Origin of the sequence: Promicromonospora sp. MEB111 (genome assembly GCF_030209445.1) — a bacterium.
Taxonomy (GTDB): Bacteria; Actinomycetota; Actinomycetes; order Actinomycetales; family Cellulomonadaceae; genus Promicromonospora.
Map to the genome: position 1 here is coordinate 19,362 of NZ_JARVSD010000012.1, position 23,103 is coordinate 42,464.

Consider the following 23,103-nt stretch of genomic DNA (forward strand, 5'->3'; position numbering starts at 1 on the left):
CCGACCTCCCACCCGGAGTGCCGGCCTCGCTGGCGGGGGCGGGGGCTGAAGCCGGCGGGCGCCGGCCTCAGTCGAGGCAGAACTCGTTGCCCTCGATGTCCTGCATGTTCTGGCACGACTCGTTCTCGCCGTCGGCCAGCAGCAGCACCCCGCGCGTCGCGCCGATCGCCTCCAGGCGGACGGCCTCGGACTCCAGGACGGCCAGGCGCTCCTCGCCCACCAGGCCCCTGCCGACCTTGACGTCGAGGTGCACCCGGTTCTTGACGACCTTGCCCTCGGGCACGCGCTGGAAGAACAGCCGCGGGCCCACGCCGTTCGGGTCGCTCGCGGCGAACCACGAGTCCCGCTTCTCGGCGGGCAGCGAGAGGCTGTACTCCTCCCAGGTGTCGAAGCCGTCCTCCGTCGGGTCCGGGGGAATGTATCCCAGCGCCTCGCACCAGAACCGGCCCACGCGCTCGGGACTGGCACAGTCGAAGGTGATCTGGACAGGCTGCACGGTCGTCATGGGCACACCCTAGGACGGCGGCGGGCCGCCGATCACTCTGATTCCCTCACACCGGTTCCCTCACACCGATTCCTTGGTGATGCTCCAGCCGCCGTCGACGTTCAGCTCGACGCCCGTGACGAACGACGCCCGGTCGGAGCACAGCCAGGCGATCGCGTCGGCCACCTCGGACGCCTCGCCCAGGCGGCCCAGTGCCGTCGCCGCCGCGGCGCTCGCGCGCTCGGCCTCGCCCACGCCGTCCCAGTGCGGCGTGAGCACGGGCCCGGGCAGCACGCTGTTCACGCGCACGGCGGGCCCGTACTCGGCGGCGAGCTGCCGGGCCAGCCCCGTCATCCCGGCCTTGGCCGAGGCGTAGGCTGCCCGGCCGGGCAGCCCGAAGTGCGCGTGCACGGAGGACACCATGACCACCGCTCCGTTGCCCGACGCCGACAGGTCGGGCAGGAGCGCGCGCGTGGCCAGGTAGGCACCTGTGAGCGTGACCCGGATCTGGTGCTCCCAGCTCTCCGGCGGCGTGTCCTCCAGCGACGCGACGCGGGTCGCGTACGCGTTGTTCACCAGGATCTGCGGGCGGCCGAGCTCCGCCCGGCAGGCGGTGACTGCGTCGGCCCAGGCGGCCTCGTCGGCCACGTCCATGACGGACGCCGCCGCCCGGTACCCGGCGGCGCGCAGCTCGTCCCGCAGGTCGAGCACGGTGGGGGAGACGTCAACGAGGAAGACGCCGGCGCCGTCCTCGGCCAGGCGCCGGGAGGTCGCCTCGCCGATGCCCCGGGCGGCGCCGGTGACGACGGCGGTGCGACCGTCCGGGGGGAGCTCACGCGTCATGACCAGGGCCTTTCGTCGGGGGCGTACCGCCGCAGGCTACCCGTCAGATCGGGTACGGCCGCGACCCGGCCTGGACCGTGATCCAGCGCAGCTCGGTGAACTCCTCGATCGCGGCCCGCGAGCCGAACCGCCCCCACCCGCTGGCGCCCACCCCGCCGAACGGCATCTGCGGCTCGTCGTGCACCGTGGCGCCGTTGACGTGGCAGATCCCGGACCGGATGCGGCGCGCGACGTCGAGCGCGCCGCTCACGTCGCGGCTGAACACCGCGGCCGACAGGCCGTACTCCGTGTCGTTCGCGATGCGGACCGCGTCGTCGGCGCCGTCGGCCTCGATGATCGACACGACCGGGCCGAACGACTCCTCGCCGTAGATCCGCATGCCGGGCCGCACGCCCCGGACGACGGTGGGCCGCAGGTACAGCCCGTCGGCCGTGCCGCCGGCGATCACCTCGGCGCCCTGCTGCTGGGCGTCGGCGATCAGGTCGAGCACGTGGTCCCGCGCGGCGGCGTGCACCATCGGCCCCACCTGCGCCTCCGGGTCGTCCGGGGCGCCCACCGCCAGGGCCGCGGCCCGGGCGGCGAGCCGCGCGGCGAGGTCGTCCGCGACCGAACGGTCGACGATCACGCGCTCGGTCGACATGCAGATCTCGCCCTGGTTCATGAACGCGCCGAAGCTCGCGGCGGCCGCCGCCTCGGCGAGGTCGGCGTCGGGGAGCACGACCAGCGGCGCCTTGCCGCCGAGCTCCAGCAGCACCCGGGTCAGGTGCCGGCCGCCGAGCTCGCCGATCACGCGGCCCACCCGGGTCGAGCCGGTGAAGTTGACGCGGCGCACGGCGCGGTGCGCCACGAGGGCCTCGACGACCGCGGGCGCGTCCTGGGGCGCGTTGCTGATCAGGTTGACCGCGCCGGCGGGCGCCCCGGCGTCGTGCAGCACGTCGACGATCGCGGCCTGGGTGCGCGGCGTCTGCTCGGAGGCCTTGAGCACCACGGTGTTGCCGAGCACGAGCGGCATCGCGACGGCCCGCACGCCCAGGATCAGCGGGGCGTTCCACGGGGCGATGCCCACGACGACACCCGCGGGCTGCCGCACTCCGTATGCGGTCAGCCCCGGGACGTCGGACGGGATGATCTCGCCCACCGCCGAGTAGGCCTGCGCCGCCGCCTCGGCCAGCATGCCGGTGGCCACGTGCACGTTGAACGCGCACCACGGCCGCGTGGCGCCCATCTCCTGGCCCATCACCGCGGCGATCTCGTCCGCCCGCTCGGCGAGCAGGCCCGCAGCCCGCTGCAGCACCTCGCGCCGTGCGGCCGGCGGCAGGCCTGACCAGCCCTCCAGGGCCGCGGCGGCGGCGTCGGCCGCGCGGTTCGCGTCCGCGACGGAGGCGGCGGCGATCCGGGCGATCGGCTCGCCCGTCAGGGCACGGACGAAGTCGGTGTAGCGGCCGCCCTCCGCGGGCACGTGCTGCCCGCCGATGAACAGGTCGGCGGTGGGGCCGGGGGAGGTGTCGCGCTCTGGCATGGCTGCTCCTCGTCGAGACGGCCGCCCTCCTCGTCGAGGGCGGGCACCAACGAGTATTCCGCGACCGCCCGCGGACGTCTTCTGCTATTACCCCTAATGCAAACGTTGACATAGAAGTTATTCGCTCCTACTGTTCACGGCAGGCCGGGCCGGCGTGGGTTCCGGCCGGCAGTTCGAACGAAGCACGGCGAACGAAGCAGACCGAACGATGGGGTTCGAATGAGCTACGTGACAGGCAGCGCGGCACCGGTGTCCGGTACCGCGCTCTACGACCCGGACGTCCTGGCGGACCTGGTCGCGCGAGTGGGCGAACGGCTCGGTACCGCGGTGGCGGACGCCGTGGGGCGCTGCATGGCGGACACCCTGGCGCGGACCATCACGCCGCACCCGGACGGCACCGCCTTCGTGATCACCGGCGACATCCCGGCGATGTGGCTGCGGGACTCCACGACGCAGCTCGCGCCGTTCCTGCACCTGGTCGCCCGCGACGAGCGCCTCGCGGACACGATCGCGGCCGTCTCGCGGCGGCAGCAGGCCTCGATCCTGCGCGACCCGTACGCCAACGCGTTCAACGACGGGCCTACCGGCGCGGGGCACCGCGACCGCACGGGCCGGCCGGGCGCGGACGGTCCGGAGGCGGAGCAGTCGCCGTGGGTCTGGGAGCGCAAGTACGAGATCGACTCCCTGGCCTACCCGCTGCAGCTCGCCCACGACCTGTGGCGCGCGACCGGCCGCACCGACCACCTCGCCGACCTCGGCCGGGTGGGGCGCACGGTCGTCGACCTGTGGCGCACCGAGCAGCGGCACCAGGAGGCGTCGTCGTACACCTTCGAGCGGACCGACTGCCCGCCCACCGACACGCTCGTGCGCGGCGGTCGCGGGCCCGAGGTGTCGTACACGGGCATGACCTGGGCGGGCTTCCGCCCGAGCGACGACGCGTGCACCTACGGCTACAACGTCCCGGGCAACGCGCTCGCGGCGACGGCGCTGGGTCAGCTCGCCGAGCTCGCCACCGAGGTGCTGCACGACGCCGACCTCGCCGCCCGGGCGAACGACCTGCGCGGCGAGATCGAGCGCGGCATCCGCGAGCACGGCGTGGTCACCGGCCCGGACGGCGCGCCGGCGTACGCGTACGAGGTCGACGGCCGCGGCGGCGTGCTGCTGGCCGACGACGCCAACACGCCGAGCCTGCTCGCGCTGCCCCTGACGGGCTGGTGCCGCGCGGACGACCCGCTCTACACCGCGACCCGCGACCTGGTGCTGAGCCCGGCCAACCCGTACTACTACAGCGGCTCGGCGGCGTCGGGCATCGGCAGCCCGCACACGCCCGAGGGGCACGTGTGGCCCATCGCGCTGGCGATCCAGGGCCTGACCACCACGGACCCGGCGGAGCGCCGCGCCCTGCTGGACCTGATCCTGGCGACCGACGACGGTACGGGCGCGGTGCACGAGTCGTTCCACGTGGACGACCCGGGCACCTGGACCCGCGAGTGGTTCTCGTGGGCGAACGCCATGTTCTGCGAGCTGGCGCTGGAGACGGCGGGACTGCGCACCCACCGCCGTCCGGCCCCGGAGCCAGCACCGTGAGCGCCGCGGTGAGCGCCACCCGGCGCCAGCAGACCATCAGCGCCTGGATCTTCCTGGCCGTCCCGGTCGTGCTGTTCGTGATCTTCCTGCTGCTGCCGGTGGTCATGGCGATCGGCCTGAGCCTGACCGACTACGCCGTCATCGGCGACTTCGAGTGGGTGGGCCTGGACAACTACGCGCGCATCGCGGGCGACCCCATCTTCTGGGTCGCCGTGCGCAACACCGCGCTCTACACGGTGCTGTACGTGCCGGCCGGGCTGCTGGTCGCGCTCGGCACCGCGCTGCTGCTCAACCGCAGCACGCGCACCGCCCGGGTGTTCCGCACCCTGTTCTACATCCCGGTCGTGTCCTCGACCGTGGCGACGGCGGCCATCTGGTTCTGGCTGCTCAACCCGCAGTACGGCCTGCTCAACGCGGCACTCGGCTGGTTCGGCATCGACGGGCCGGCGTGGCTGTACGAGTCCCGCTGGGCCATGATCGCCATCGTCCTGATGAGCGTCTGGGCCGGCTTCGGCGCCAACATGATCATCTACCTGGGCGCCCTGCAGGGCGTGCCCGGCGAGCTCGTGGACGCGGCCCGGGTCGACGGCGCCGGGGCGTTCCGGGTGTTCTGGCACGTGACCCGGCCCTCCATCGCGCGGGCGACGTTCCTCATCCTCACGCTGCTGCTGATCGCCGCGTTCCAGGTGTTCGACCAGGCGTACGTGCTGACCAAGGGCGGCCCGGGCAACTCGACGCTGACCCTCGTCTACTACATCTACGACCGGGGCTTCGGGCGGCTGGAGATGGGCTACGCCTCGGCGCTGTCCTTCGTGCTGTTCCTGGTGATCCTCGTCTTCTCGGTCGCCAACGCCCGCGCCACCGGACGGGAGAACGACCGATGACCGCCCTGGCGACCGCCCCCGCGAGCGCCCCGGCGCCCGCCCCGCAGCAGCTCACCACGTCCCGGCCGCTGACCGCCCGCGCGCTGACCGGGAAGGTCGTCTGGACGCTGGCCGTGGTGCTGATCAGCGTCACCACGGTGATGCCCCTGGTCTGGACGCTGTCCACGTCGCTCAAGCCCGAGGGCGAGATCCTCTCGTCCTACCTCCAGCTCGTGCCGGACAACCCGACCCTCGCCAACTACGTGGCGCTGTTCGCCGACGGCCCGTTCGGCCGGTACCTGGCCAACTCGGCGGTCATCGCGCTCGGCGGCGTCGTGACCAACCTGTTCTTCGGGGGGCTGGCCGGGTACGCGCTGGCCAAGCTGAGCTTCCGCGGCCGCGGCGTGGTCTTCTCGCTGTTCCTCGGCTCCATGATGGTGCCGGGCATCATCACGATGGTCCCCACGTTCCTGGTGCTGCGGCACTTCCCGCTGGCGGGCGGCAACGACCTGTTCGGCGAGGGCGGGGCGGGCCTGATCAACAGCTACGGCGCGGTACTCGTCCCGTTCGCCGCCGGGCCGTTCGCCGTGTTCTTCATGCGGCAGTTCTTCCAGGCGCTGCCCGACGAGCTCGGCGACGCCGCGCGCATCGACGGCGCGAGCGAGTTCCGGATCTTCTGGAACATCTACCTGCCGCTGGCCCGCGCGGGCCTCGCGGTACTGGGCGTGCTCACCTTCCAGGCCGGCTGGAACAGCTTTCTCTGGCCCCTGATCGCCCTGAACGACCCGGAGATGCTCACCGTGCAGGTGGGCCTGGCCGGGTATGTCAACGAGTACCAGACGCAGTACGGGCCGCTGCTGGCCGGCACGATCCTGGCGAGCCTGCCGGTCCTGCTGGTCTTCGTGGTCGCCCAGCGCTACATCATCGAGAACTTCGCCCACTCGGGGACGAAGTGACCAGCACCCTGCAAAGGAGCAGAGTCATGAGGTCTGCAGCACGGATCACCGGGGCCCTCGCCGCGGCAGCAGTCATGGTGGGCGCCCTGGGCGCCTGCGGGAGCGCGTCGGACGGCGGCTCCGCCGGCGGGCCCGAGGAGGTCACCTTCTGGGGCTCCTGGTCGGGCGCCCAGGCCAAGCAGCTTCAGGCCCAGGCCGACGCCTTCAACGAGGCTCAGGACGAGTACGAGGTGACGTACGTGGGGCAGGAGCTCGTGGAGGAGAAGCTGCTCACGGCGCTCGCCTCGGGCAGCGTGCCCGACGTCGTCCTCTGGGACCGGTACAACACCCCGCTGTACGTGCCCAAGAACGCCCTGGCGCCGCTCGACGAGTACATCGCGGCGGACGGCGTCGACACCGCCCAGTTCTACGAGCAGGCCATGGGCGAGCTCGTGGTCGAGGGGGAGACCTACGGGCTGCCGCTGCTCGTGGACAACCGGTCGCTCTTCTACAACACCGAGCTCCTGGCGGACGCCGGCGTCGAGCCGCCGACCGACTGGGACTCGCTGAGGTCGGCCGCCGAGGCGGTCACCGAGCGCGCCGGCGGCAAGCTGTCCGTCGCGGGCTTCGCCCTGGACGACCCGGGCCTGTTCAACATCTGGCTGCGGCAGGCCGGCGGCCAGATGTTCAGCGAGGACGGCACCGCGACCGCCTTCAACAGCCCCGAGGGCCTGGAGGTGCTGGAGTTCTGGCAGGGACTGCTGGACGCCGGTGTGTACGAGCCAGGTTTCGGCGAGGGCGTCGACTCGTTCGCGGAGGGTTCCACCGCCATCAAGTACGACGGCCCGTGGGCGCTGACCGCGCTGGACGAGGCCGAGGTGGACTACGGCATCGTGCAGCCGCCCGTCGGTCCCGACGGCGACCAGGGCGCGGGCATGGGCGGGTTCGGCCTGGTCATCCCGAGCGGGGCGCAGAACCCGGACGGCGCCTGGGAGTTCATGAAGTGGTGGACCACGCAGCCCGCGAACGGCGTGGACTTCGCCAGGATCTCCGGCTGGATCCCCGCCAACATCGAGGCCGCCAACGACCCGTACTTCACCGAGGACGACCGCTACCAGGCCTTCATCGAGACGATGGAGTACGCCCAGGTCCGCTCCGACATCCCCGGCGCGTCCGACGTCGAGGGCAAGGCCCTGATCCCCGCCCTGGAGCGCTTCCTGGGCGGCGAGACCGACGCCGCCACCGCGCTGCAGGAGGCGCAGGAGCTGGGCGACCGGATCCTGGCCGACAACGCGCAGTGACCACGCCGCGTGCCGCGCGTCCGAATCGGGCGCGCGGCACGCGCCACCCCGTGCGCGTCCCCGCGCACCGACCTAGGAGACCTGTGAACGCCTCGAACCCCTGGCCCGCCCGCGCCGACCTGGCCCAGCGCGGCCTCGACCACTTCTTCGGCGCCCCGGAGCCGCAGCTGCTGGACAACACCTACCCGGTCGGGGACAACTCGACGTTCAACTACTGGTGGCTCGCGCACGTGATCGACGCGCGGCTCGACGCGTTCGAGCGCACGGGGGAGCAGGAGTGGCTGACGGCGGCCGAGGCGACGAGCGCGAACCTGCGCTCGCGGAACGACGGCTCCCTGTTCAACGACTACTTCGACGACATGCTCTGGTACGCGCTGGCCCTGGAGCGGCTGGCGCGGGCCACCGGGAACGAGGAGCCGCTGGACGACGCCCGGGCCATCTGGGCGCACGTCGTCGAGCACGGGTGGAACGAGACGCACGGCGCGAGCGTCGCCTGGCGCAAGCAGCAGCCGTACTACAAGAACACGCCCGCCAACGGGCCGTTCGCCATCCTGTCCGCGCGCCTGCACGGGCACGACCCGGACCCGAGGTACCTGGACCACGGCACCGTCGCCTTCGACTGGATCACGGCCACGCTCGTGGGCCCCGACGGGTTCGTCGAGGACGGCATCAACCGCGAGGGCGACGGCCGGATCGACACCCAGTGGCGGTTCACCTACAACCAGGGCCTGTACGTCGGTGCGGCGGTCGCGCTCGACGCCGTCCTGCACCGGCCGGAGCTGGTGGCCGCGGCCGTGCGGACCGCGACGACGGCGATCGCCGAGCTCGCGCCGGACGGCGTGGTCGGCAGCGAGGGCGCCGGCGGCGACGAGGGCCTGTTCAAGGGGGTGTTCTACCGGTACCTGGGCACGCTGCTCGGCCGCCTCGGCCCGGGCTCGCCCGACGCCGCGCCGCTCGTGGACCTCGTGCGCACGAGCACCGACGCGCTGTGGTCCACGGGGCAGCGCGACGGGTCGCTGCTGGCGGGGGACGACTGGCGCCTGCCCGCGCGGCCGCCCGTCCACTACTCGACGCAGGTCAGCGCGATCATGGCGCTGGAGCTGCGTGCCGCGTTGGAGGCAGGTCCGGCGGGCTGGTCACGGTAGATTCATCGGTCATATCCATTCGGTGAAGGGGCATCAGTGAGCCAGCCGCTCTACCTCGAGGTGTACGAGAAGCTCCGCGACGCGATCCATGCCGGCACGTACCGCGTGGGCGACCGGATGCCCGCCGAGGCCGAGCTGACCAAGCAGCTCGGGGTCAGCGCGATCACGCTCAAGCGCGCGATGGACCTGCTGCGCGACGACGGCTACATCACGCGCCGCCCGCGGCTCGGCACCGTCGTGGTGAGCGAGACCGCCACGAACGCCGTCGGCCCCGGCGGCGGGCCCAGCCCGCTGATCGGGTGCGTGCTGACCGACTTCGACGACACCTTCGGCACGCGCGTCCTGGCGGGGCTGCTCGACGCGTCGGGCACCACCGCCAACCTCGTCATGAAGCGGAGCCTGGGGGACGGCGAGGCGGAGGGCGACCTGGTCCGCTCGCTCGTGGCGGACGGCGTCCAGGGGCTGATCCTGGAGCCGAGCTCGTCGCAGTACGTGCCCCCGGCCGTGCTGGAGCTCATCACGCAGTCGTTCCCGGTGGCCATCCTGGACCGGGTGTTCGACGGCGTCCCGGTGTCGTCGGTCTGCTCCGACAACGTCTCGGCGGGCCGCCAGGCCGCGGAGACGCTCTTCGCCGCCGGGTACGACCACGTGGGCCTCGTCTCGGCGACGAGCACGGTCTCCACGGTGCAGGACCGGCTCGACGGCGTGGTCGACGCCCACGCGACCCGGCACGTGCCGTTCGACCCCGCGCACCAGTTCCGGCAGGTCCGCTCTACGGTCCCGGGCAGCGGCGTGGCGCCCGACGACGACATCGCGGCCCTGGAGAAGTTCCTGGCCGACAACCCCGGGCTGACCGGGCTGGTGGCCACCGAGTACAACATCGCCGTCCTGCTCCGGGAGGCCGCCCACCGCGCCGGGCGGGACGTGCCCGGCGACCTCGGCATCGTCTGCTTCGACCACCCGGACGCCTTCTACGACCAGGCGCGCTACCGGTTCACGCACATCCGGCAGGACGAGGCGCGCATGGGGGCGGAGGCGGTCCGGCTCGTGCTGGACCAGCTCCGCGACCCCGGGCAGGTCAGCAAGCTGTCGCTGCCGACCGAGCTGGTGCCGGGCAGCTCGACGCGCTGAGGGCGGGCCTCCCGGCGGCCGCTCGGTGCCCTACCGGGTCAGCAGGTCCTCGGCGGACGCACCGGGCACGGCGACGGTCACCTGGGTGTCCCACGGGTCGGCGACGGTGACGGAGCGGCCGTCGTCGGCGAACGGGACCGACGCGGCCCGCAGCCGGGCCACGAGCGCGTCGAGGTCCTCGCGGCCGGGGACGGTGATCGCGACGTCGCCCAGCCCGAGACTCGCGGCGCGCGGCCCCGCGCCCGCGCTGTTCCAGGTGTTCATCGCGATGTGGTGGTGGTATCCGCCCGCCGAGGCGAACAGCGCGCCGGGGATGTCGGTGAGCGTGGTCTCCAGGCCCAGCGCGTCCACGTAGAACGACCGGGCCGTGGCGACGTCGCCCACCTGCAGGTGCACGTGGCCCACGCGGCCGGACCGGCTGGGCGCGGCGCCCAGCTCCGCCTCGGTCAGGTGCGAGCGCAGGTAGGCGTTCGGGTCCAGCCACACGGTGTCCATCTTGATCTGGCCCCGGTCACGCACCCACTGCTCACGTGGCCGGTCCGTGTAGAGCTCCACACCGTTGCCCTCGGGGTCGGTGAAGTAGAACGCCTCGCTGACCAGGTGGTCGCTGGAGCCGGTGAAGGTGCCGCGGGCGTCCTGCGCCGCGCGGTAGACGGTGGCGGCCAGCGCCGCGGCGTCGTCGAACAGGAAGGCCGTGTGGAACAGCCCGGCCTGCCGGTGGTCGCCCGTGGGCAGGCCGGGCGTGTGCACGAGCCGCAGCAGCGGCGTGGCGCCCAGCCCCAGGACCCGGTGCACCTCCCGGCCGCTGCCGCGCTCCTGGAGCGGTTCGAGCGCGAACGCCGAGCCGTAGTAGGCGGCCATCGTGTCGAGGTCGCCCACGCGCAGCGTGACGGCGTCCATCGCCAGGGCGGGGGAGATGATCCGGTCGTCCACGGCGGGCGGGTCGGTCGGGCTGTTCATGACGTGCTCCTGGTCCGGGGCGGGGTGGGGCGGGGTGCGGGGTGGGCTGGTGTGGCGCTGCGGGTCAGCGGGCGAGGGCGAGGCCGCCGGTCCAGCCGACCTGCTCGCCGACGGCGAGGGTGAGCTGCAGGAAGCCGATCGCCTCCAGCTCGTGCGCACGCTCCAGCGAGCCGGCGTCGACGGCGCCGAGGCCCGAGGACGTGACGGCCGAGATCAGGGCCTGCTTGGCGGCGGCGTCGTTCCCGGCGACCAGGACCGTGGTGGGCAGGCCGCCCACCTGCTTGGCGCCGAGCGTCGCGGCGAACGTGGTGTTGAACGCCTTGAGCACGTGGCTGGCGGGCAGCTTGGCCTGGAGCTCGGCGGCGGCGGAGCTGCCGGCCGGCACGACCAGCGAGTCGAAGGTCTCGAAGTTCAGCGGGTTGGTGATGTCCACGACGGTCTTGCCGGCGAGCTGCTCGCCGTAGGCGGACGCGATGCCGTCGAGCGCGGCGTAGGGGACCGCGAGGACCACGATGTCGCCGGTGATCGGCGCGGTGCCGACCTCGGCCTTGGCGACGTGGGCGACGTCGTGCCCGCCCTCGGCGAAGACGCCGCCGATCGCGTTGGCCATCGTGCCCGTGCCGATGATCGTGATGCTGGCCATGGTGCTGCTCCCTTGGATCTGCCCGGGCCTGGATCTGGGGCCTCGGGCGGTTGGTTGTATCTACAAGCACTGACCATAGACCGCTTTAGTTGTAGGTGCAACTAACTGGTAGGATGGCGACATGGACGAGCGCGAGCTGAGGTACCCCGAGCGGGTGGCGGTCGCGCGCCTGCACGCCCTGCTGGAGCTGTTGCCCACGGCGCTGGACAAGCGCATGCAGCCCGCGGGGCTGACGTCGTTCGAGTTCACGCTGCTGGAGGCGCTGTCGGAGGCGGACGGCGGCAAGCTGCGGCTCAGCGCGCTCGCGTCGCGCACCAACGCCACGCTCGCACGGCTGTCGCGCGTGGTCACAGGGCTGGAGCGCAAGGGGCTCGTGCGCCGCGCGCCGTGCCCCGAGGACGCGCGGGCGACCAACGCGGTGCTCACCGACCGGGGCCGTGAGGTCTACCGGGACGGCACGCCGCTGTACGCCGACGCGGTGTCCAGCATGATCCTGGACGGGCTCACCGAGGGCGACGTCGACGCCCTGGCCCGGCTCGCGTTCGCGATCCTGACCCGGTTGGACCCCGACCGGAGGCTGGCGGTCACGTCGGTGCCGACGCCGGAGGTGCCGGAGTCGGACGTGTCGGTGGACGAGTGCCCGGCGGACCCGGCCCCGTCGCGCCCGTAGCCCGGCCCGAGCCGAGGTGCGCTTCTACCCAGTCATCGGGCCCGGAATCGGCCTGATTTCGGGCCAAATGACTGGGTAGAAGCGCACTTCCCCTGGGCGTCCCCGGTCGGGGTGGGTCGTCGGGCTCGGCGGTTGCTCGCGCGCCCGTGTGCTCCCGTGGGCGCCGCATCCGACACCGCTGTCATCAAATAGGTGTATTTCATCCTATTGTCCTGTAGGTTTTGGGTGAAATCACGAGCGCCTGGGGGCAACGTCGCGCCCAGGGGGAGGAGCCCATCGATGTCGATGTTGCGTCGCACCCGACGTGTCCTGCTGGCCATCGCTGTGATCGCCGGCCTGCAACCGGTCGCCCTGGCGCACGCCGGACCGCCACCCACCGAACCCGCGGCATCCGCCGCCGCGGCGGCCGACGTCGCCGGGTTGGCCGACGCCACCGCGGCATCCGCCGCAGTGCCGGCTGCGGCCGTGCAAGCGGGCACCGACGACGTCGACGCCGCGACCGCCGTCGCGGACGCCCGGGTCTCCGCCGACGTGCTGATGGACTCCTACGACCAGCAGAAGGCGTGGTTCGCGTCGAGCTGGTGGAACTCCGCCGTCGCGCTGCAGACCATCGGCGACTACATGGCGCGCACGGGCGACCGGCGCTACCTGGCCGAGCTCGACCACAGCTTCGAGACCAACAAGGGCCCGTTCCCGGCGGGCGAGCGGTCCACCGACGAGATCTACGGCAACTTCACCAGCCGCGCCATCGACGACTCCGGGTGGTGGGGGCTCAACTGGGTCACCGCGTACGACCTGACCGGCGACGAGAAGTACCTCGACATGGCCGTCACCATCGGCGAGTTCATGAACGAGTTCTGGGACACGAGCACGTGCGGCGGCGGCATCTGGTGGAACGAGGAGCGCACCTACAAGAACGCCGTGACCAACGGCCAGTGGGTGCGCCTGACCGCCGAGCTGCACAACCGCCTCCCCGGCGACACGCTCTGGCTGGACCGCTCCCAGGAGGCCTGGGACTGGTACGTGGGCAGCGGCATGATCAACGCCGACGGCCTGGTCAACGACGGGCTGCGCGACGACTGCTCCAGCAACGAGGACACGGTGTGGACGTACAACCAGGGCCTCGGCATCGGCGCGGCGCTGGAGCTGTGGCGGGCCACGGGTGACCCGGAGCTGCTCGACACCGCGAAGTACCTCGCCGACTCCGCCCTGGAGTCCGACGTGCTGGTCAAGGACGGCGTGCTGACCGAGTGGTGCGAGGCCGCCGGCCGGAGCTGCGACGACAACCAGAAGCAGTTCAAGGGCATCTTCCAGCGGTACCTCATGGAGCTCGCCGACGCCACGGGCGAGCCGGCGTACACGCAGTTCGTCGCGGACCAGGCGGCCTCCGTCTGGGCGAACGACCGCGACGTCGCGGGCCGGCTGGGCCTGCGCTGGGCCGGCGGTACCGCCGAGCAGCCCAACGTGTTCGACTGGCGCACCCAGGCCAGCGCGCTGAGCGCGCTGATCGCCGACGTCCCGCGGGAGCAGCCGCGACGCACCCTCTCGGCCGCCGCCTCGCCCGCGGTCGTGGCGGTGATGCCGAGCCCCGGCGCCGCCACGCGGGTGGGTCTCGAGGTCGACGTGGCCGCGACGTCCGCCCGGCCCGAGGCGCTGCCCGTGACCGTGCGGACCACCGGGCCGCGCGGCTGGAAGGTCACCGCGGACCCGACGCTCCGGCTGCACCCGTCCGGCCACGCCGACCCCGCGCGGGCCACCGTGCCGGTGGACGTGCGGATCCCGGCCGGCGCCGCCGACGGCAGCTACCCGGTGAGCGTGACCGTCACCGCGCGGTCGGGCCTGACCTACACCGCGCGGGCGGAGGTGCTGGTCGCGGCCGTCGTCGACTTCGCGGCCGGGTCGCCCGAGGAGATCCCCTGGCTGTTCGACGCCGGCGGCTCCGGCTTCAGCGGCGGTGGCAGCCGGTACGCCGACGGCGAGAGCGCCTTCGTCTACCGGTTCCCGTTCCCCGCGGGGACGACGTCGGCGCAGGCGACGCTGACGATCGACAACCAGTACGTCGTCGAGGTGAGCCCGGACGGCGAGAGCTGGACCACGGTGCTGGCCGAGGACGAGCAGATCCGGGACGGCTCCAACCGGGCCGACCACACCCTCGACCTGACCGAGCACCTCGGCGCGGACAAGGCCGCCTACATCCGCGTGTCCGACGCGTTCCCGGCCGACGGCTGGGGCGGCGGCGTCTACCACGTCTCGGCGGCCTACGAGACGAGCTGACCCGGCCTCCCTGCCCTGTCGGCGCGGCCGCACCGACAGGGCAGGATGGGTCCATGAGCGAATCCGATGTCACCGCGATCATCACCGAGGTCGAGGCCCAGGAGGCCGAGCTGGTCCTGCCCACGTTCACGAACGACGACGCCTGGCGGCTCGGCAGCCTGCTCGTCGAGCTCGCGGTGGAGCGCGACCTGCCCGTGACGATCGACATCCGTAAGGGCACGCAGCAGGTCTTCCACGCGGCGCGGCCCGGCACGACGCCCGACAACGACTCGTGGATCAAGCGCAAGGTACGGGTGGTCTACCGGTTCGGGGCGTCGTCGTACCTCGTGGGCCTGAGGGCCAAGGCCAAGGGCACCGACTTCAACGCCGACCACGGGCTGCTGTTCCAGGAGTACTCGGCACACGGCGGGGCCTTCCCGGTCCGCGTCGCGGGCGTGGGCATCGTCGGCGTCGTCACCGTGTCCGGGCTGGCGCAGCAGGACGACCACGCCCTCGCGGTCGAGGCCCTGCGCGAGCTGGTCGAGGCTCCGCCGCGGGTCTGAGGCCCGGGCGGGCACCGGCCGCGCCAGGCGGTTGGCCGTGCCGCGCGGTCGGCCGCGCCGGGACAGGTCGGCGGCGACCGGTCAGGAGACCGTCCAGCGCTGGTTGTCCCCGGCGTGGCAGCCGTAAACGATCGCGGGCGTGCCGTTGTCCGTGAGCGCGTTCGACACGTCCAGGCACAGCCCGGTCGCGGCGTTGCGCACCGTGCCGTCCGCCTGCGGGGCCCACTGCTGGTTGGCGCCGCCGTGGCACGTCCAGACCTGGGCGGCGGTGCCCTGCTGGCCACCGCTCGGGTCGTCCAGGCACAGCGTCCCGAGCACGCGCAGCTCCCCGGCGGCCGACGCCGTCCACTGCTGGGCCGGCGACCCGTTGCAGTCGTAGATCTGCAGCGCCGCGCCGTCCGCGGCGACGCCGCCGGGCACGTCGAGGCAGCGGCCGGACGCCACGCCCTGCAGCGTGACGGGCGCCGGCTCGGGCGGCGGGGCGCTCGGGGTGGGCGACGGCTCCGGGCTCGCCGGGGCGCTGACCGGGCTCGCCCCGGTGGGGCTCGGCACCGCGCTCGCGGAGGCGCCTGCCGTGGCCTGCCCGGCGGCGTCCTGCCCGGACACGTCCTGGCCCAGCACCCAGATCGTGCCCATCACCGCACCGAACGCCAGCAGGGCGGCGAGCACCCACACGAGCAGGCTGACGGGCGGGCGCCGACGCGCCGTGACGTGGTCGTACACCCTGGTGCTCCTTCTCGGTCGGTCCGCTCGCGTGCGTCCGCGCCGCACCCTACTCGGTCCGCGCCGCCTGCCGGGTGCAGGATCGGGGGATGGCCGCGCACACGGAACCGACCAGCCGCACCGTCCACGAGCCTGGACCCACGGGCCGCACCGCCCCACACTCGTACGTCGTGACCGGCGGCGGGCAGGGCGTGGGCCGCGCGATCGCGCTGCGGCTCGCCGCCGAGGGCCACGTCGTGGTGCTGGACCTCGCCGGGCCGCTCGGCTGGGAGCATCCCCGCGTCGCGCTCGTCAGCGGCGACGCGGCGGATCCCGACGTCGCCCGTCGGGCCGCCGACGCCGCGGAGGCGGCGGCACCGCTGGCCGGCTGGGTCAACAACGCCGCGGTCTTCCGGGACGCGCCGATCACCGCGCCGCCGTCCGACGTGCTCGGGCTCGTCACGGCGAACCTGGCCCTCGCGGTCACGGGCTGCCACACCGCCGTCGGGCACCTCCTGCGGCACGGGCGGCCCGGCGCGATCGTCAACGTCTCGTCGCACCAGGCGCAGCGGCCGGTGCGCGGCGCGCTGCCGTACGCCACCGCGAAGGGTGCGGTCGAGGCGCTGACCCGGGCCGTCGCCGTCGACCACGGGCCCGACGGCATCCGCACCAACGCGGTGGCCCTCGGGTCCGTGACGACGGCGCGCTACGAGGAGTACCGGCGGGACCACCCCGGCGTCGACCGGCAGATGGCCGCCCTGCACCCGCTGGGCCGGGTCGGCACGGGCGGGGAGGTTGCGGAGGTGGTCGCCTTCCTCCTGTCGGACGCCGCCGGGTTCGTCAACGGGGCGGTCCTGCCCGTCGACGGCGGACGCGCGGCGCAGGGGGCCGATCCGGAGGCCACCTGACGCCGCGCGCGTGGCCGACGGCGCCGCCGTGCAGCGGCGCCGTCGAACCGGAGACCGTCAGCCGATCTCCCGCCACGGCCCGTGCCGGTCGCCCGGCTCCTGGTTGCGGGTCCACCACTTCGCCTCGTAGAGGGTGCCGTCGTGCTCCACGAACTCGCCGCTGTCGAAGATCCGCGACGGCGTCCAGACAGCGGTGCCGTCCCAGGTCTCGGTGACCTCCTGCCACGGCCCGTAGGCGGACTGGCCGGGCGTCTGGTTCTGGGTCCACCACGAGGCCTGCCAGAGCGAGCCCTGGTGCGAGACACGGTCGCCGGTGGTGTAGATGGTCCGGGCCGCCCAGACGGCGGTCTCGGGCTCGGTCAGGACCCCGGGCCGCGCCGTGACCCGCAGGTGGTCCAGGTTGACGTTGCCCGTGTCGGTGGCGGTGTGGTGCAGCAGGATCTCGTGCCGCCCGGCCGCCAGCGTGACCGGCACGCCGGGGGAGTGGTCCCAGATGCGCCACCGGTCGGCGCCCTGGCCGAGGTTCGGGAACGCGACCGGCTGTGCCGCGCCGCCGTCCACGGAGACGGAGAGCCGGCGGTCGAGCGGCGCGACGACCATCCCGTTGGCGTACCGGAACGACAGCTCGACCGTGACGGGCGCCGCGGCCTCGTAGGTGAACCGCACGCCCGCCCCGACCTTGGTCAGGTCCCGGACGAACCCGGTGCCCGTGTAGCCGGGGTGCTCGGCGTTGGTGCGTGCGCCGCCCAGGAGGGTGGCCGTCTCCGCCTCGCTGACCTGCTCGCCGTGCTGTGCCTCGACGGCGGCGAGCAGCGTGGCCAGGGCCGCGTCGTCACCCTTGGCGTCGGCGATCCGCTCGGCCAGCACCCCCAGGGCCTCGGTCGTGGCCGCGGTGTCGCCGGCCCGGGCGTGCGCCACGGCCTGAGCTGCGGGCTGCCGCAGGGCGGTGGCGGTCGGCCCGTCGATCGCGGAGGTGCCCTCGGCGTCGCGGATCAGGTCCAGGATGCCGAACAGCCCGGCCGCGGTGCCGAGGTACGGCTCCACGATCGCGTCGATCTGGTCCGCGACGTCCGGCGGCACCGCCTCGGCGGAGGAGGTGAGCACGGCGTGGCGGACCGCCTGCATCGTCCGGCGGACGGCCGGGAAGTCGTTCTCCCGCGCCGCGTCCAGGGCCGCCTCGGCGCGCTCGGTCAGGAGCGCGGCCCGGGCCGGGGCGAGGTGCTCCGCCTCGTCGTCGATCAGGTCGGTCAGGGTCTGGTCCGGCCGCGGCAGGAGCGTCACGGCGACGGGGCGCCCGGGCGTCCCGTCGGCGCCGACGACGGCGAGCTGGTTCGCCGCCCGGTAGCCGACGTCGTCGGCCGCGACGTCGAACGTGAACGTGCGGGTCTGGCCGCCGCCCACCCGGCCGGCGGCGCCGTCGACCGTCGTGCCGTCCACGGCGACGCGGGCCTGCGCGGCCGTGGTGCCGTCGTTGCGGACGGTCGCGGTGACGGTCACGGCGGAGGCGGTCGGGTCGTAGGCGACCTCCGGCGTGCCGGCCAGGGTGAACGTCGGCGGGGTGTAGTCGTCCAGCTCCGCGAGGTCCTGCGGCGTGGCGGGCCGCAGCTTCACGGCGTGCCCGCCGCCGCCGACCATGGAGGCGTCGATCGTGTCCGCGGCGTCCACCAGCGAGTGCGTCACCTCGACGGCGGTCGGGTTGCCCTTCCAGGACGCGTCCCCGGCGTCGGCGTAGACGTCGGCCACGTACGTGGTGTCCGCGTCCAGGAAGGTGAGGGGAACCCGGACCGTGCGGTCCTGCTCGTCGGTGACCGACCCCAGGTACCAGGTGGACCCGCTGCGCCGGGCGGTCACGGTGTGGTCGCCGAGCGCGGCGTCGAGCACGTGCGACTCGTCCCAGACCGTCGGCATGTCCGTGAGGTAGGCGAAGGCCTCGGCGTGCTCGGCGTAGTTCTCCGGGGTGTCGGCCAGCATCTGCAGCGGGCTGGAGAACGTCGCGTAGAGCGCGAGCTGCGCCGTCGTCGTGGTCTGCACCCGGGTCCTGAGGTTCGCCGGGTCCCACGTCACGGCCAGGACGCCGGGCGTGTAGTCCGCGGGCCCGCCCATCCACCGGGTGAACGGCAGGATCGTGGCCTGCTCGGGCGGGTTGCCGCTCGCGCCCATGTAGTTGTGCTGCTCCATGCCGGCCACGCCCTCGCCCGTCATCATGTTCGGGTAGGTGCGCGACAGCCCGGTCGGCTTGATGGACTCGTGCGCGTTGACCGAGATCTCGTGCCGGGCCGCGGACTCGATGACCCGCTGGTAGTGCTTGACCGCCTCCTGGTCGTAGTGGCTGCGGTTGACGCCGCCCAGCTCGAACCGCGTGGCGTACCCGGTCTTCAGGGCGTGGATGCCCCACTCCTGGTACTGGTCGAAGATCTCGTCCATGTGCGCGTCGTAGTAGTCGACGTAGCCGCGCGTCTCGTTGTGCGCCATGAACCCGACGCCGTTCGCCTTCGCATAGGCCAGCACCTCGTCGATGTCGACGTCGGCCTGGGGCGTCACGAAGTCCTGCCCCTTCCACTCGCCGCCCGCGTTCTGGTTCCAGCCCTCGGCCAGCACGTACCTGGCCCCGGCCTCGACGGCGAGGTCCACGTACTCCTTGATGCGGGCCGTGGTGGCGCCGTGCTTGGGTCCGGCGTTCCAGGTGGTGTCACGCCGCTGCAGCTCCCACCACACCCCGACGTACGTGCCCGGGTCGATCCAGTCGGTGGTGTCCGCCGCGCCGTCGTCGTCGGAGTCGACGTCGCAGATGGCGCACGGGGCGTTGAGGTTCTCGATGAGGTGGGAGGCGGCGAGGTCGCCCGCGCTCCTGCCCACGGTGAGCGTGCGCCACGGCGTGCTGAAGCCGTCGGTGTCCACGTCGATCACCGCCTTGTCACCGTTCGGCAGCGCGATCAGGTCCGAGACGAGCGTGCCCGGGATCGTGCCGCGCACCACCGTCATGCTCGGGAAGTCGATCAGGGCCGCCTCGTGCACGGCCAGGAACAGCCCGTCCGCGCGGGACAGCGTGATCGGCGTCTGCGCGGAGGCGACGTCGGGCAGCGGCTGCGTGCGGTAGTGCTGCTCGTCCGCGCTCCAGCGCGTGCCCGCCGGGATGGAGTACGCCGTGAGGTCGGCGGGCAGCGCGAACTGCGTCGCCTCGCCGGACACCACCACGCCGTCGCCGAGCGCGTCCTGCTCCGGGAAGGTGTAGCGGAAGCCCACGCCGTCGTCGAAGACGCGGAGGACCACGTCCAGCTCGACGCCGGAGGCCTCGTGCACGGCGTGCACCGTCAGCTCGTTCGCGTGGTTGCGCACCCGGGCGTCGTTGCCCCAGGCCGGGGTCCAGGTCTCGTCGACGACGGCGCGCTCGGTGGACTCGACGGTCAGCCCCGTCGTCAGGTCCACGGCGGGCTCCCGCAGCGTCAGGCCGAGGCCCGACGGCGCGACGACGGTGGTGGTCCCGTCCCGCACGACCTCGTACGTGAGGGTCCCGTCGACGACGTCCACGGTGGCCTCGATCGACCGGTCCGGCGACGACACCGTCCAGCCGTCGAGCACACCCGCCGGCTCCTGAGTCGTCTCCTGTGTCGCTGCGGGGGCGGCGGGCGCCGGGGTGGCGGGCGCCGGGGTGGCGGCGAGCGCCGTGGGTGCGAGGGTCGCGGGCACGAGGAGCGCCAGCGCGGTGGCCGCCGCGGCCTGGGACCGGCGGAGCCTGCGCCTGCCTCCCGGTCTGCCGCTGGTTCGGTTGCCTGAGGGCAGGTGCACGTTCTCTCCCGGACGTCGGTGTCGGCGGCGCCGGATTGCCTCGATGCAGACCAGCGGCAGGAAAGAGTTTTCCCAGCCGTCCCCTGCGCTGTCAAGGCGGCCCCGGCAGCTTTCACCCGCCGTCGGCCACGACCTCCCGCACCCAGGCGTCACCCTCCGGGCGGAAGCCCACGCCGCGCAGGTACGCGTGCTCGCCCGGCGCGGCCTGCGGCACGACGACGCGGTCGAACCCCTTGGCCGCGAAGATCCCGCTGCGCCGGTACACGAACTCGCCGGGCGTCAGGTCGCGGAACCGCCTGGACACCCAGTCGAGCTCCACCACGCCGGCACCGTCCCCGGCGTCGCGCACCTCCACCACGCCCACCGTCTCGTCGCCGCGCTGCACCAGGAACGCCGAACGCTCCTCACCCGGCTCCGGCTGCGCCACGAAGTCCGGGGCGAAGGTCGCGATGTCGGCCGCGTGCGTACGCAGCACGTGCAGCAGGTACGCGTCGTCCGGCGCCACCTCCACCACCTCGTACACCGCGGCGTCGTGGCGCTCGCGGTTCAGGCGCAGCAGCCAGTAGACGTTGATGAGGCTGATCGCGGCGTTCATCGCGAAGAACGGCCAGATTCCGAGGACCGCGTTGTACGCGGTGGCGATCAGGGAGCCGGTCAGGTTGAGCCAGCGGAAGCGGAACACCCGCGCCTGCGTGAGGGACAGGACGACGAGCACCGAGCCGACCCAGCCGGCGATCTCGAGCCAGGGGAACATGCCCTGACTCTAGGCGGGCGCGGACGGCGCGGCCGTCCTCACCGGGCTCTCACCAGGACCAGCCGCGCGAGCTGAGCTCCAGCTCCTCCCGCAGCCGTTCGTCCGCGGCCGAGCGCTCGCTCGCGCGCAACGGGTCCGCGTCGGTGGGCAGGTCCGCGAGGCGGCACGCCTCGCGCAGGAGCGCGTCGTAGGCGTTCTGCACCGCGAACCAGTGGTGGGCGCGGGCGTACAGGCCGGGATCCTCCTCGACGTGGCGCAGCTCGGCCGCGAGCTGGCCCAGCCGGGACTGCAGCCGCAGGGTCACCAGCGGGTCGGGTGCCGGCTTCTGGCGGGTCAGGAAGGTCCAGCCCATGGGGTGTCACCGCCACGTCGTCGTCGCGGAAGGGGTACCTGTCCAGCGTAGGTCCGCGGGACCGGGACGGCTATCCCGGCCCCGCGGATTCCTGCCCCGCTCCGGGTCAGTCGGAGTAGCAGAGGTCGCCCTCGCACCCCGCCCGCACGTCCGAGCCGTGCACGCCCATCACGACGGCGCCCCCGGTGTCGCTGTCACCGATCTGGGTGTTGACCGGTCCGGTGCCGCCGATCACGACGTTCGAGTCGTCGTAGGTGACCACGTTGCGGTCGCCCCGGCTCCGGATCGAGACGTCGTCGAACCCGTCGGCGCCGATGACGAGGGCGCCGTTGCCGGTGGCCGACGACTCGCCCTCGTCCGTCACGGTGGCCTGGCCCGTGGTGGTGGGCCCGGTCGTGGCGGGTGCGGCCGGCCCGGCGGGCGACGCCGCGGGGCCTTGTTCGCCGGCGCCCTGCTCGTCGGCGCCGTCCTGGGGCTCCTCGTCCTCCTCGTCCTCGCCGTCCTCGTCCTCGCTGTCCTCTTCCTCGCCTTCCTCCTCGTCCTCCGTGTCCTCGGCGTCACCCGAGTTGCCCGACCGGACCACGGACCCGGTCACGTCGACCGCGTTGAGGCCGCTGGAGTCGGTGTCGCCGGTGTTCGCGTTGATCCGGCCGTCCCGGCCGAGGAACACGTTCGAGTCGTCGTACGTGACGATCTGGCCGCTGCCGACGACGCTCACCGAGTGGTCCTCGAAGCCGCTGATCGCCATGGAGCTGCCCTGCCCGTACCCCAGGAGCATGCCGCCGAACGAGTCGTTCTGGTGCGTGCTCGCCGTGGTTCCGCCCTGCGCTGCCGACGACGCCGGAGACGACGCCGGAGCCGCAGCGGTGGGCGGTGCCGTGACGCTCGACGCGCCGGAGCGCAGCCCCGAGCCGTCGGAACCGAGCGCGAGCACGCCACTGGAGGAGACGGCGCCCGTGTTCGCCACGAGCTGCCCGTCGGCCCCCACGTAGACGATCGAGCCGTCGGCGGCAAGCACCTGATAGCTGACCCGTCGGTCCTGCGGAGCCTGCCGGCCCGCCTGACCCTGCTGGTCTTGTCGGCCCTCCGGCAGTGCCGCCGAACCGGGTTGCCGCCCGGTCGGCACCACGACCACGCGGGCCGCCGGTCCGCCGGCGGCGGCCGCCTGCCCCGGCGTCGTCGGCGTGGCACCGGGCACTGCCTGGACGGCGGCGCCGGTCCCGGGAACGGACGCGGCGGATGCGGCGGCAACAGGAGCCGACGCACCGTCCGCCGTGCCGGGCGCTGCGGTACCGCCCGCCGCCGACGGGTGCGCCCCCGCCGTCGTCCCGGGTACCTCCGTCGCGCCCGAACCGTCCGGGGCGACCATGAGCACCACCGGCGGCGCGGCCGCCTGTGGCGTGGTCACGTACACGTCGCCCGCCTGCGCGGGGCTCGTCGCTGCTGCCGGCGCCGCCACGGGGGTGGTCCGGACGGCACCGCCCAGGACGTCGTGCGCCACCCAGGCGCACATCCCGGCGACGGCGACGATCACCGCACAGGCCTGATAGCTCAGGCCGTGCGGCGCGCGGTCCACGGACCGGTTCTTGGAACCATGCTCCTTGTCCGGGTGCTTCGTGTTGTGGTGGTACTTGTTCTCGTGCTTCGTGTTCCGGCCGTTCGGGGTGGACATCCCGCTCTCCTTCCAGCCGCGCGAGGGGCGCC

General features: G+C 73.3%; 20 protein-coding genes. 10 read left to right on the forward strand and 10 right to left on the reverse strand.

The features are described from left to right. Positions 1-67: 67 nt before the first annotated feature. The 3 genes from QRN56_RS14645 to QRN56_RS14655 are packed head-to-tail and all read right to left on the reverse strand — an operon-like array spanning position 68 to position 2,846. A complete protein-coding gene (locus QRN56_RS14645) occupies positions 68-505 on the reverse strand; it encodes a VOC family protein (protein ID WP_285104436.1) in 438 nt (145 codons plus the stop codon). Positions 506-565: 60 nt separating this feature from the next. Then, entirely contained in the window at positions 566-1,327 is a 762-nt protein-coding gene (locus QRN56_RS14650) for an SDR family NAD(P)-dependent oxidoreductase (RefSeq protein WP_285104438.1), read from the reverse strand. Positions 1,328-1,370: 43 nt separating this feature from the next. Continuing rightward, positions 1,371-2,846: an aldehyde dehydrogenase family protein gene (locus QRN56_RS14655; protein WP_285104439.1), complete on the reverse strand. Its 1,476-nt coding sequence runs from the start codon at positions 2,844-2,846 to the stop codon at positions 1,371-1,373. 219 nt (positions 2,847-3,065) lie between these two features. On the opposite strand from QRN56_RS14655, the gene QRN56_RS14660 reads away from it, so the two are divergent. The 6 genes from QRN56_RS14660 (at position 3,066) to QRN56_RS14685 (ending at position 9,808) form a co-directional block, all read left to right on the forward strand. Beyond that, positions 3,066-4,433, forward strand: a complete 1,368-nt coding sequence (locus tag QRN56_RS14660; RefSeq protein WP_285104441.1) for a glycoside hydrolase family 125 protein — start codon at positions 3,066-3,068, stop codon at positions 4,431-4,433. Further along, entirely contained in the window at positions 4,430-5,317 is an 888-nt protein-coding gene (locus QRN56_RS14665) for a carbohydrate ABC transporter permease (protein WP_285104443.1), read from the forward strand. The genes QRN56_RS14660 and QRN56_RS14665 overlap by 4 nt, the downstream gene beginning before the upstream one ends. Continuing rightward, a complete protein-coding gene (locus QRN56_RS14670) occupies positions 5,314-6,252 on the forward strand; it encodes a carbohydrate ABC transporter permease (protein WP_285104445.1) in 939 nt (312 codons plus the stop codon). The genes QRN56_RS14665 and QRN56_RS14670 overlap by 4 nt, the downstream gene beginning before the upstream one ends. A gap of 26 nt (positions 6,253-6,278) precedes the next feature. Next, positions 6,279-7,532 (forward strand): ABC transporter substrate-binding protein, encoded by a 1,254-nt coding sequence (locus tag QRN56_RS14675; protein WP_285104446.1) that lies wholly within the window; start codon positions 6,279-6,281, stop codon positions 7,530-7,532. 83 nt (positions 7,533-7,615) lie between these two features. Further along, positions 7,616-8,677, forward strand: a complete 1,062-nt coding sequence (locus QRN56_RS14680) for a glycoside hydrolase family 76 protein (protein ID WP_285104447.1) — start codon at positions 7,616-7,618, stop codon at positions 8,675-8,677. A gap of 36 nt (positions 8,678-8,713) precedes the next feature. After that, complete coding sequence (locus QRN56_RS14685) at positions 8,714-9,808, forward strand: GntR family transcriptional regulator (RefSeq protein WP_285104448.1); 1,095 nt, start codon at positions 8,714-8,716, stop codon at positions 9,806-9,808. 30 nt (positions 9,809-9,838) lie between these two features. Here QRN56_RS14685 and QRN56_RS14690 read toward each other — a convergent pair whose 3' ends face one another. Then, positions 9,839-10,768 (reverse strand): VOC family protein, encoded by a 930-nt coding sequence (locus QRN56_RS14690; protein WP_285104450.1) that lies wholly within the window; start codon positions 10,766-10,768, stop codon positions 9,839-9,841. A 64-nt stretch (positions 10,769-10,832) separates the two neighbouring features. Continuing rightward, positions 10,833-11,411, reverse strand: coding sequence for an NADPH-dependent F420 reductase (locus tag QRN56_RS14695; protein ID WP_285104452.1), 579 nt, complete (start codon positions 11,409-11,411; stop codon positions 10,833-10,835). Positions 11,412-11,532: 121 nt separating this feature from the next. On the opposite strand from QRN56_RS14695, the gene QRN56_RS14700 reads away from it, so the two are divergent. The 3 genes from QRN56_RS14700 to QRN56_RS14710 all read left to right on the forward strand — a co-directional run bounded on the left by QRN56_RS14700 (position 11,533) and on the right by QRN56_RS14710 (position 14,897). Then, the gene (locus QRN56_RS14700) at positions 11,533-12,081 is read left to right on the forward strand and encodes a MarR family winged helix-turn-helix transcriptional regulator (protein WP_285104454.1); all 549 of its coding nucleotides are present in this window, start codon (positions 11,533-11,535) and stop codon (positions 12,079-12,081) included. 279 nt (positions 12,082-12,360) lie between these two features. Next, on the forward strand, positions 12,361-14,355 hold the full coding sequence (locus tag QRN56_RS14705; RefSeq protein ID WP_285104455.1) for a glycoside hydrolase family 76 protein: 1,995 nt from the start codon (positions 12,361-12,363) through the stop codon (positions 14,353-14,355). A gap of 53 nt (positions 14,356-14,408) precedes the next feature. Continuing rightward, complete coding sequence (locus QRN56_RS14710; RefSeq protein ID WP_285104457.1) at positions 14,409-14,897, forward strand: heme-degrading domain-containing protein; 489 nt, start codon at positions 14,409-14,411, stop codon at positions 14,895-14,897. 81 nt (positions 14,898-14,978) lie between these two features. On the opposite strand, the gene QRN56_RS14715 is transcribed toward QRN56_RS14710, so the two are convergent. Beyond that, a complete protein-coding gene (locus QRN56_RS14715; protein ID WP_285104458.1) occupies positions 14,979-15,620 on the reverse strand; it encodes an RICIN domain-containing protein in 642 nt (213 codons plus the stop codon). Between the two features lie 89 nt (positions 15,621-15,709). Here QRN56_RS14715 and QRN56_RS14720 point away from each other — a divergent pair, with 89 nt between their 5' ends. Next, positions 15,710-16,507 (forward strand): SDR family NAD(P)-dependent oxidoreductase, encoded by a 798-nt coding sequence (locus QRN56_RS14720; RefSeq protein WP_285104460.1) that lies wholly within the window; start codon positions 15,710-15,712, stop codon positions 16,505-16,507. A 57-nt stretch (positions 16,508-16,564) separates the two neighbouring features. Here the strand turns inward: QRN56_RS14720 and QRN56_RS14725 are convergent, their stop codons facing one another. The 4 genes from QRN56_RS14725 to QRN56_RS14740 all read right to left on the reverse strand — a co-directional run bounded on the left by QRN56_RS14725 (position 16,565) and on the right by QRN56_RS14740 (position 23,071). Then, positions 16,565-20,194, reverse strand: coding sequence for a glycoside hydrolase family 97 N-terminal domain-containing protein (locus QRN56_RS14725; protein WP_285104462.1), 3,630 nt, complete (start codon positions 20,192-20,194; stop codon positions 16,565-16,567). Between the two features lie 211 nt (positions 20,195-20,405). Then, positions 20,406-21,047 carry a hypothetical protein gene (locus QRN56_RS14730; protein ID WP_285104464.1) on the reverse strand — a complete coding sequence of 214 codons (642 nt, stop codon included), beginning with the start codon at positions 21,045-21,047 and terminating at the stop codon, positions 20,406-20,408. A 49-nt stretch (positions 21,048-21,096) separates the two neighbouring features. Continuing rightward, entirely contained in the window at positions 21,097-21,399 is a 303-nt protein-coding gene (locus tag QRN56_RS14735) for a hypothetical protein (RefSeq protein WP_285104465.1), read from the reverse strand. 106 nt (positions 21,400-21,505) lie between these two features. Continuing rightward, a complete protein-coding gene (locus QRN56_RS14740) occupies positions 21,506-23,071 on the reverse strand; it encodes a hypothetical protein (protein WP_285104467.1) in 1,566 nt (521 codons plus the stop codon). Between the last annotated feature and the right edge of the window lie 32 nt (positions 23,072-23,103).

What these genes read in the sequence shown, in the direction of transcription:
- QRN56_RS14645 (WP_285104436.1), bottom strand. Translation starts at nt 505, where the DNA reads ATGACGACCGTGCAGCCTGTCCAGATCACCTTCGACTGTGCCAGTCCC.
- QRN56_RS14650 (WP_285104438.1), bottom strand. Translation starts at nt 1,327, where the DNA reads ATGACGCGTGAGCTCCCCCCGGACGGTCGCACCGCCGTCGTCACCGGC.
- QRN56_RS14655 (WP_285104439.1), bottom strand. Translation starts at nt 2,846, where the DNA reads ATGCCAGAGCGCGACACCTCCCCCGGCCCCACCGCCGACCTGTTCATC.
- QRN56_RS14660 (WP_285104441.1), top strand. Translation starts at nt 3,066, where the DNA reads ATGAGCTACGTGACAGGCAGCGCGGCACCGGTGTCCGGTACCGCGCTC.
- QRN56_RS14670 (WP_285104445.1), top strand. Translation starts at nt 5,314, where the DNA reads ATGACCGCCCTGGCGACCGCCCCCGCGAGCGCCCCGGCGCCCGCCCCG.
- QRN56_RS14675 (WP_285104446.1), top strand. Translation starts at nt 6,279, where the DNA reads ATGAGGTCTGCAGCACGGATCACCGGGGCCCTCGCCGCGGCAGCAGTC.
- QRN56_RS14690 (WP_285104450.1), bottom strand. Translation starts at nt 10,768, where the DNA reads ATGAACAGCCCGACCGACCCGCCCGCCGTGGACGACCGGATCATCTCC.
- QRN56_RS14695 (WP_285104452.1), bottom strand. Translation starts at nt 11,411, where the DNA reads ATGGCCAGCATCACGATCATCGGCACGGGCACGATGGCCAACGCGATC.
- QRN56_RS14700 (WP_285104454.1), top strand. Translation starts at nt 11,533, where the DNA reads ATGGACGAGCGCGAGCTGAGGTACCCCGAGCGGGTGGCGGTCGCGCGC.
- QRN56_RS14705 (WP_285104455.1), top strand. Translation starts at nt 12,361, where the DNA reads ATGTCGATGTTGCGTCGCACCCGACGTGTCCTGCTGGCCATCGCTGTG.
- QRN56_RS14710 (WP_285104457.1), top strand. Translation starts at nt 14,409, where the DNA reads ATGAGCGAATCCGATGTCACCGCGATCATCACCGAGGTCGAGGCCCAG.
- QRN56_RS14720 (WP_285104460.1), top strand. Translation starts at nt 15,710, where the DNA reads ATGGCCGCGCACACGGAACCGACCAGCCGCACCGTCCACGAGCCTGGA.
- QRN56_RS14730 (WP_285104464.1), bottom strand. Translation starts at nt 21,047, where the DNA reads ATGTTCCCCTGGCTCGAGATCGCCGGCTGGGTCGGCTCGGTGCTCGTC.
- QRN56_RS14735 (WP_285104465.1), bottom strand. Translation starts at nt 21,399, where the DNA reads ATGGGCTGGACCTTCCTGACCCGCCAGAAGCCGGCACCCGACCCGCTG.
- QRN56_RS14740 (WP_285104467.1), bottom strand. Translation starts at nt 23,071, where the DNA reads ATGTCCACCCCGAACGGCCGGAACACGAAGCACGAGAACAAGTACCAC.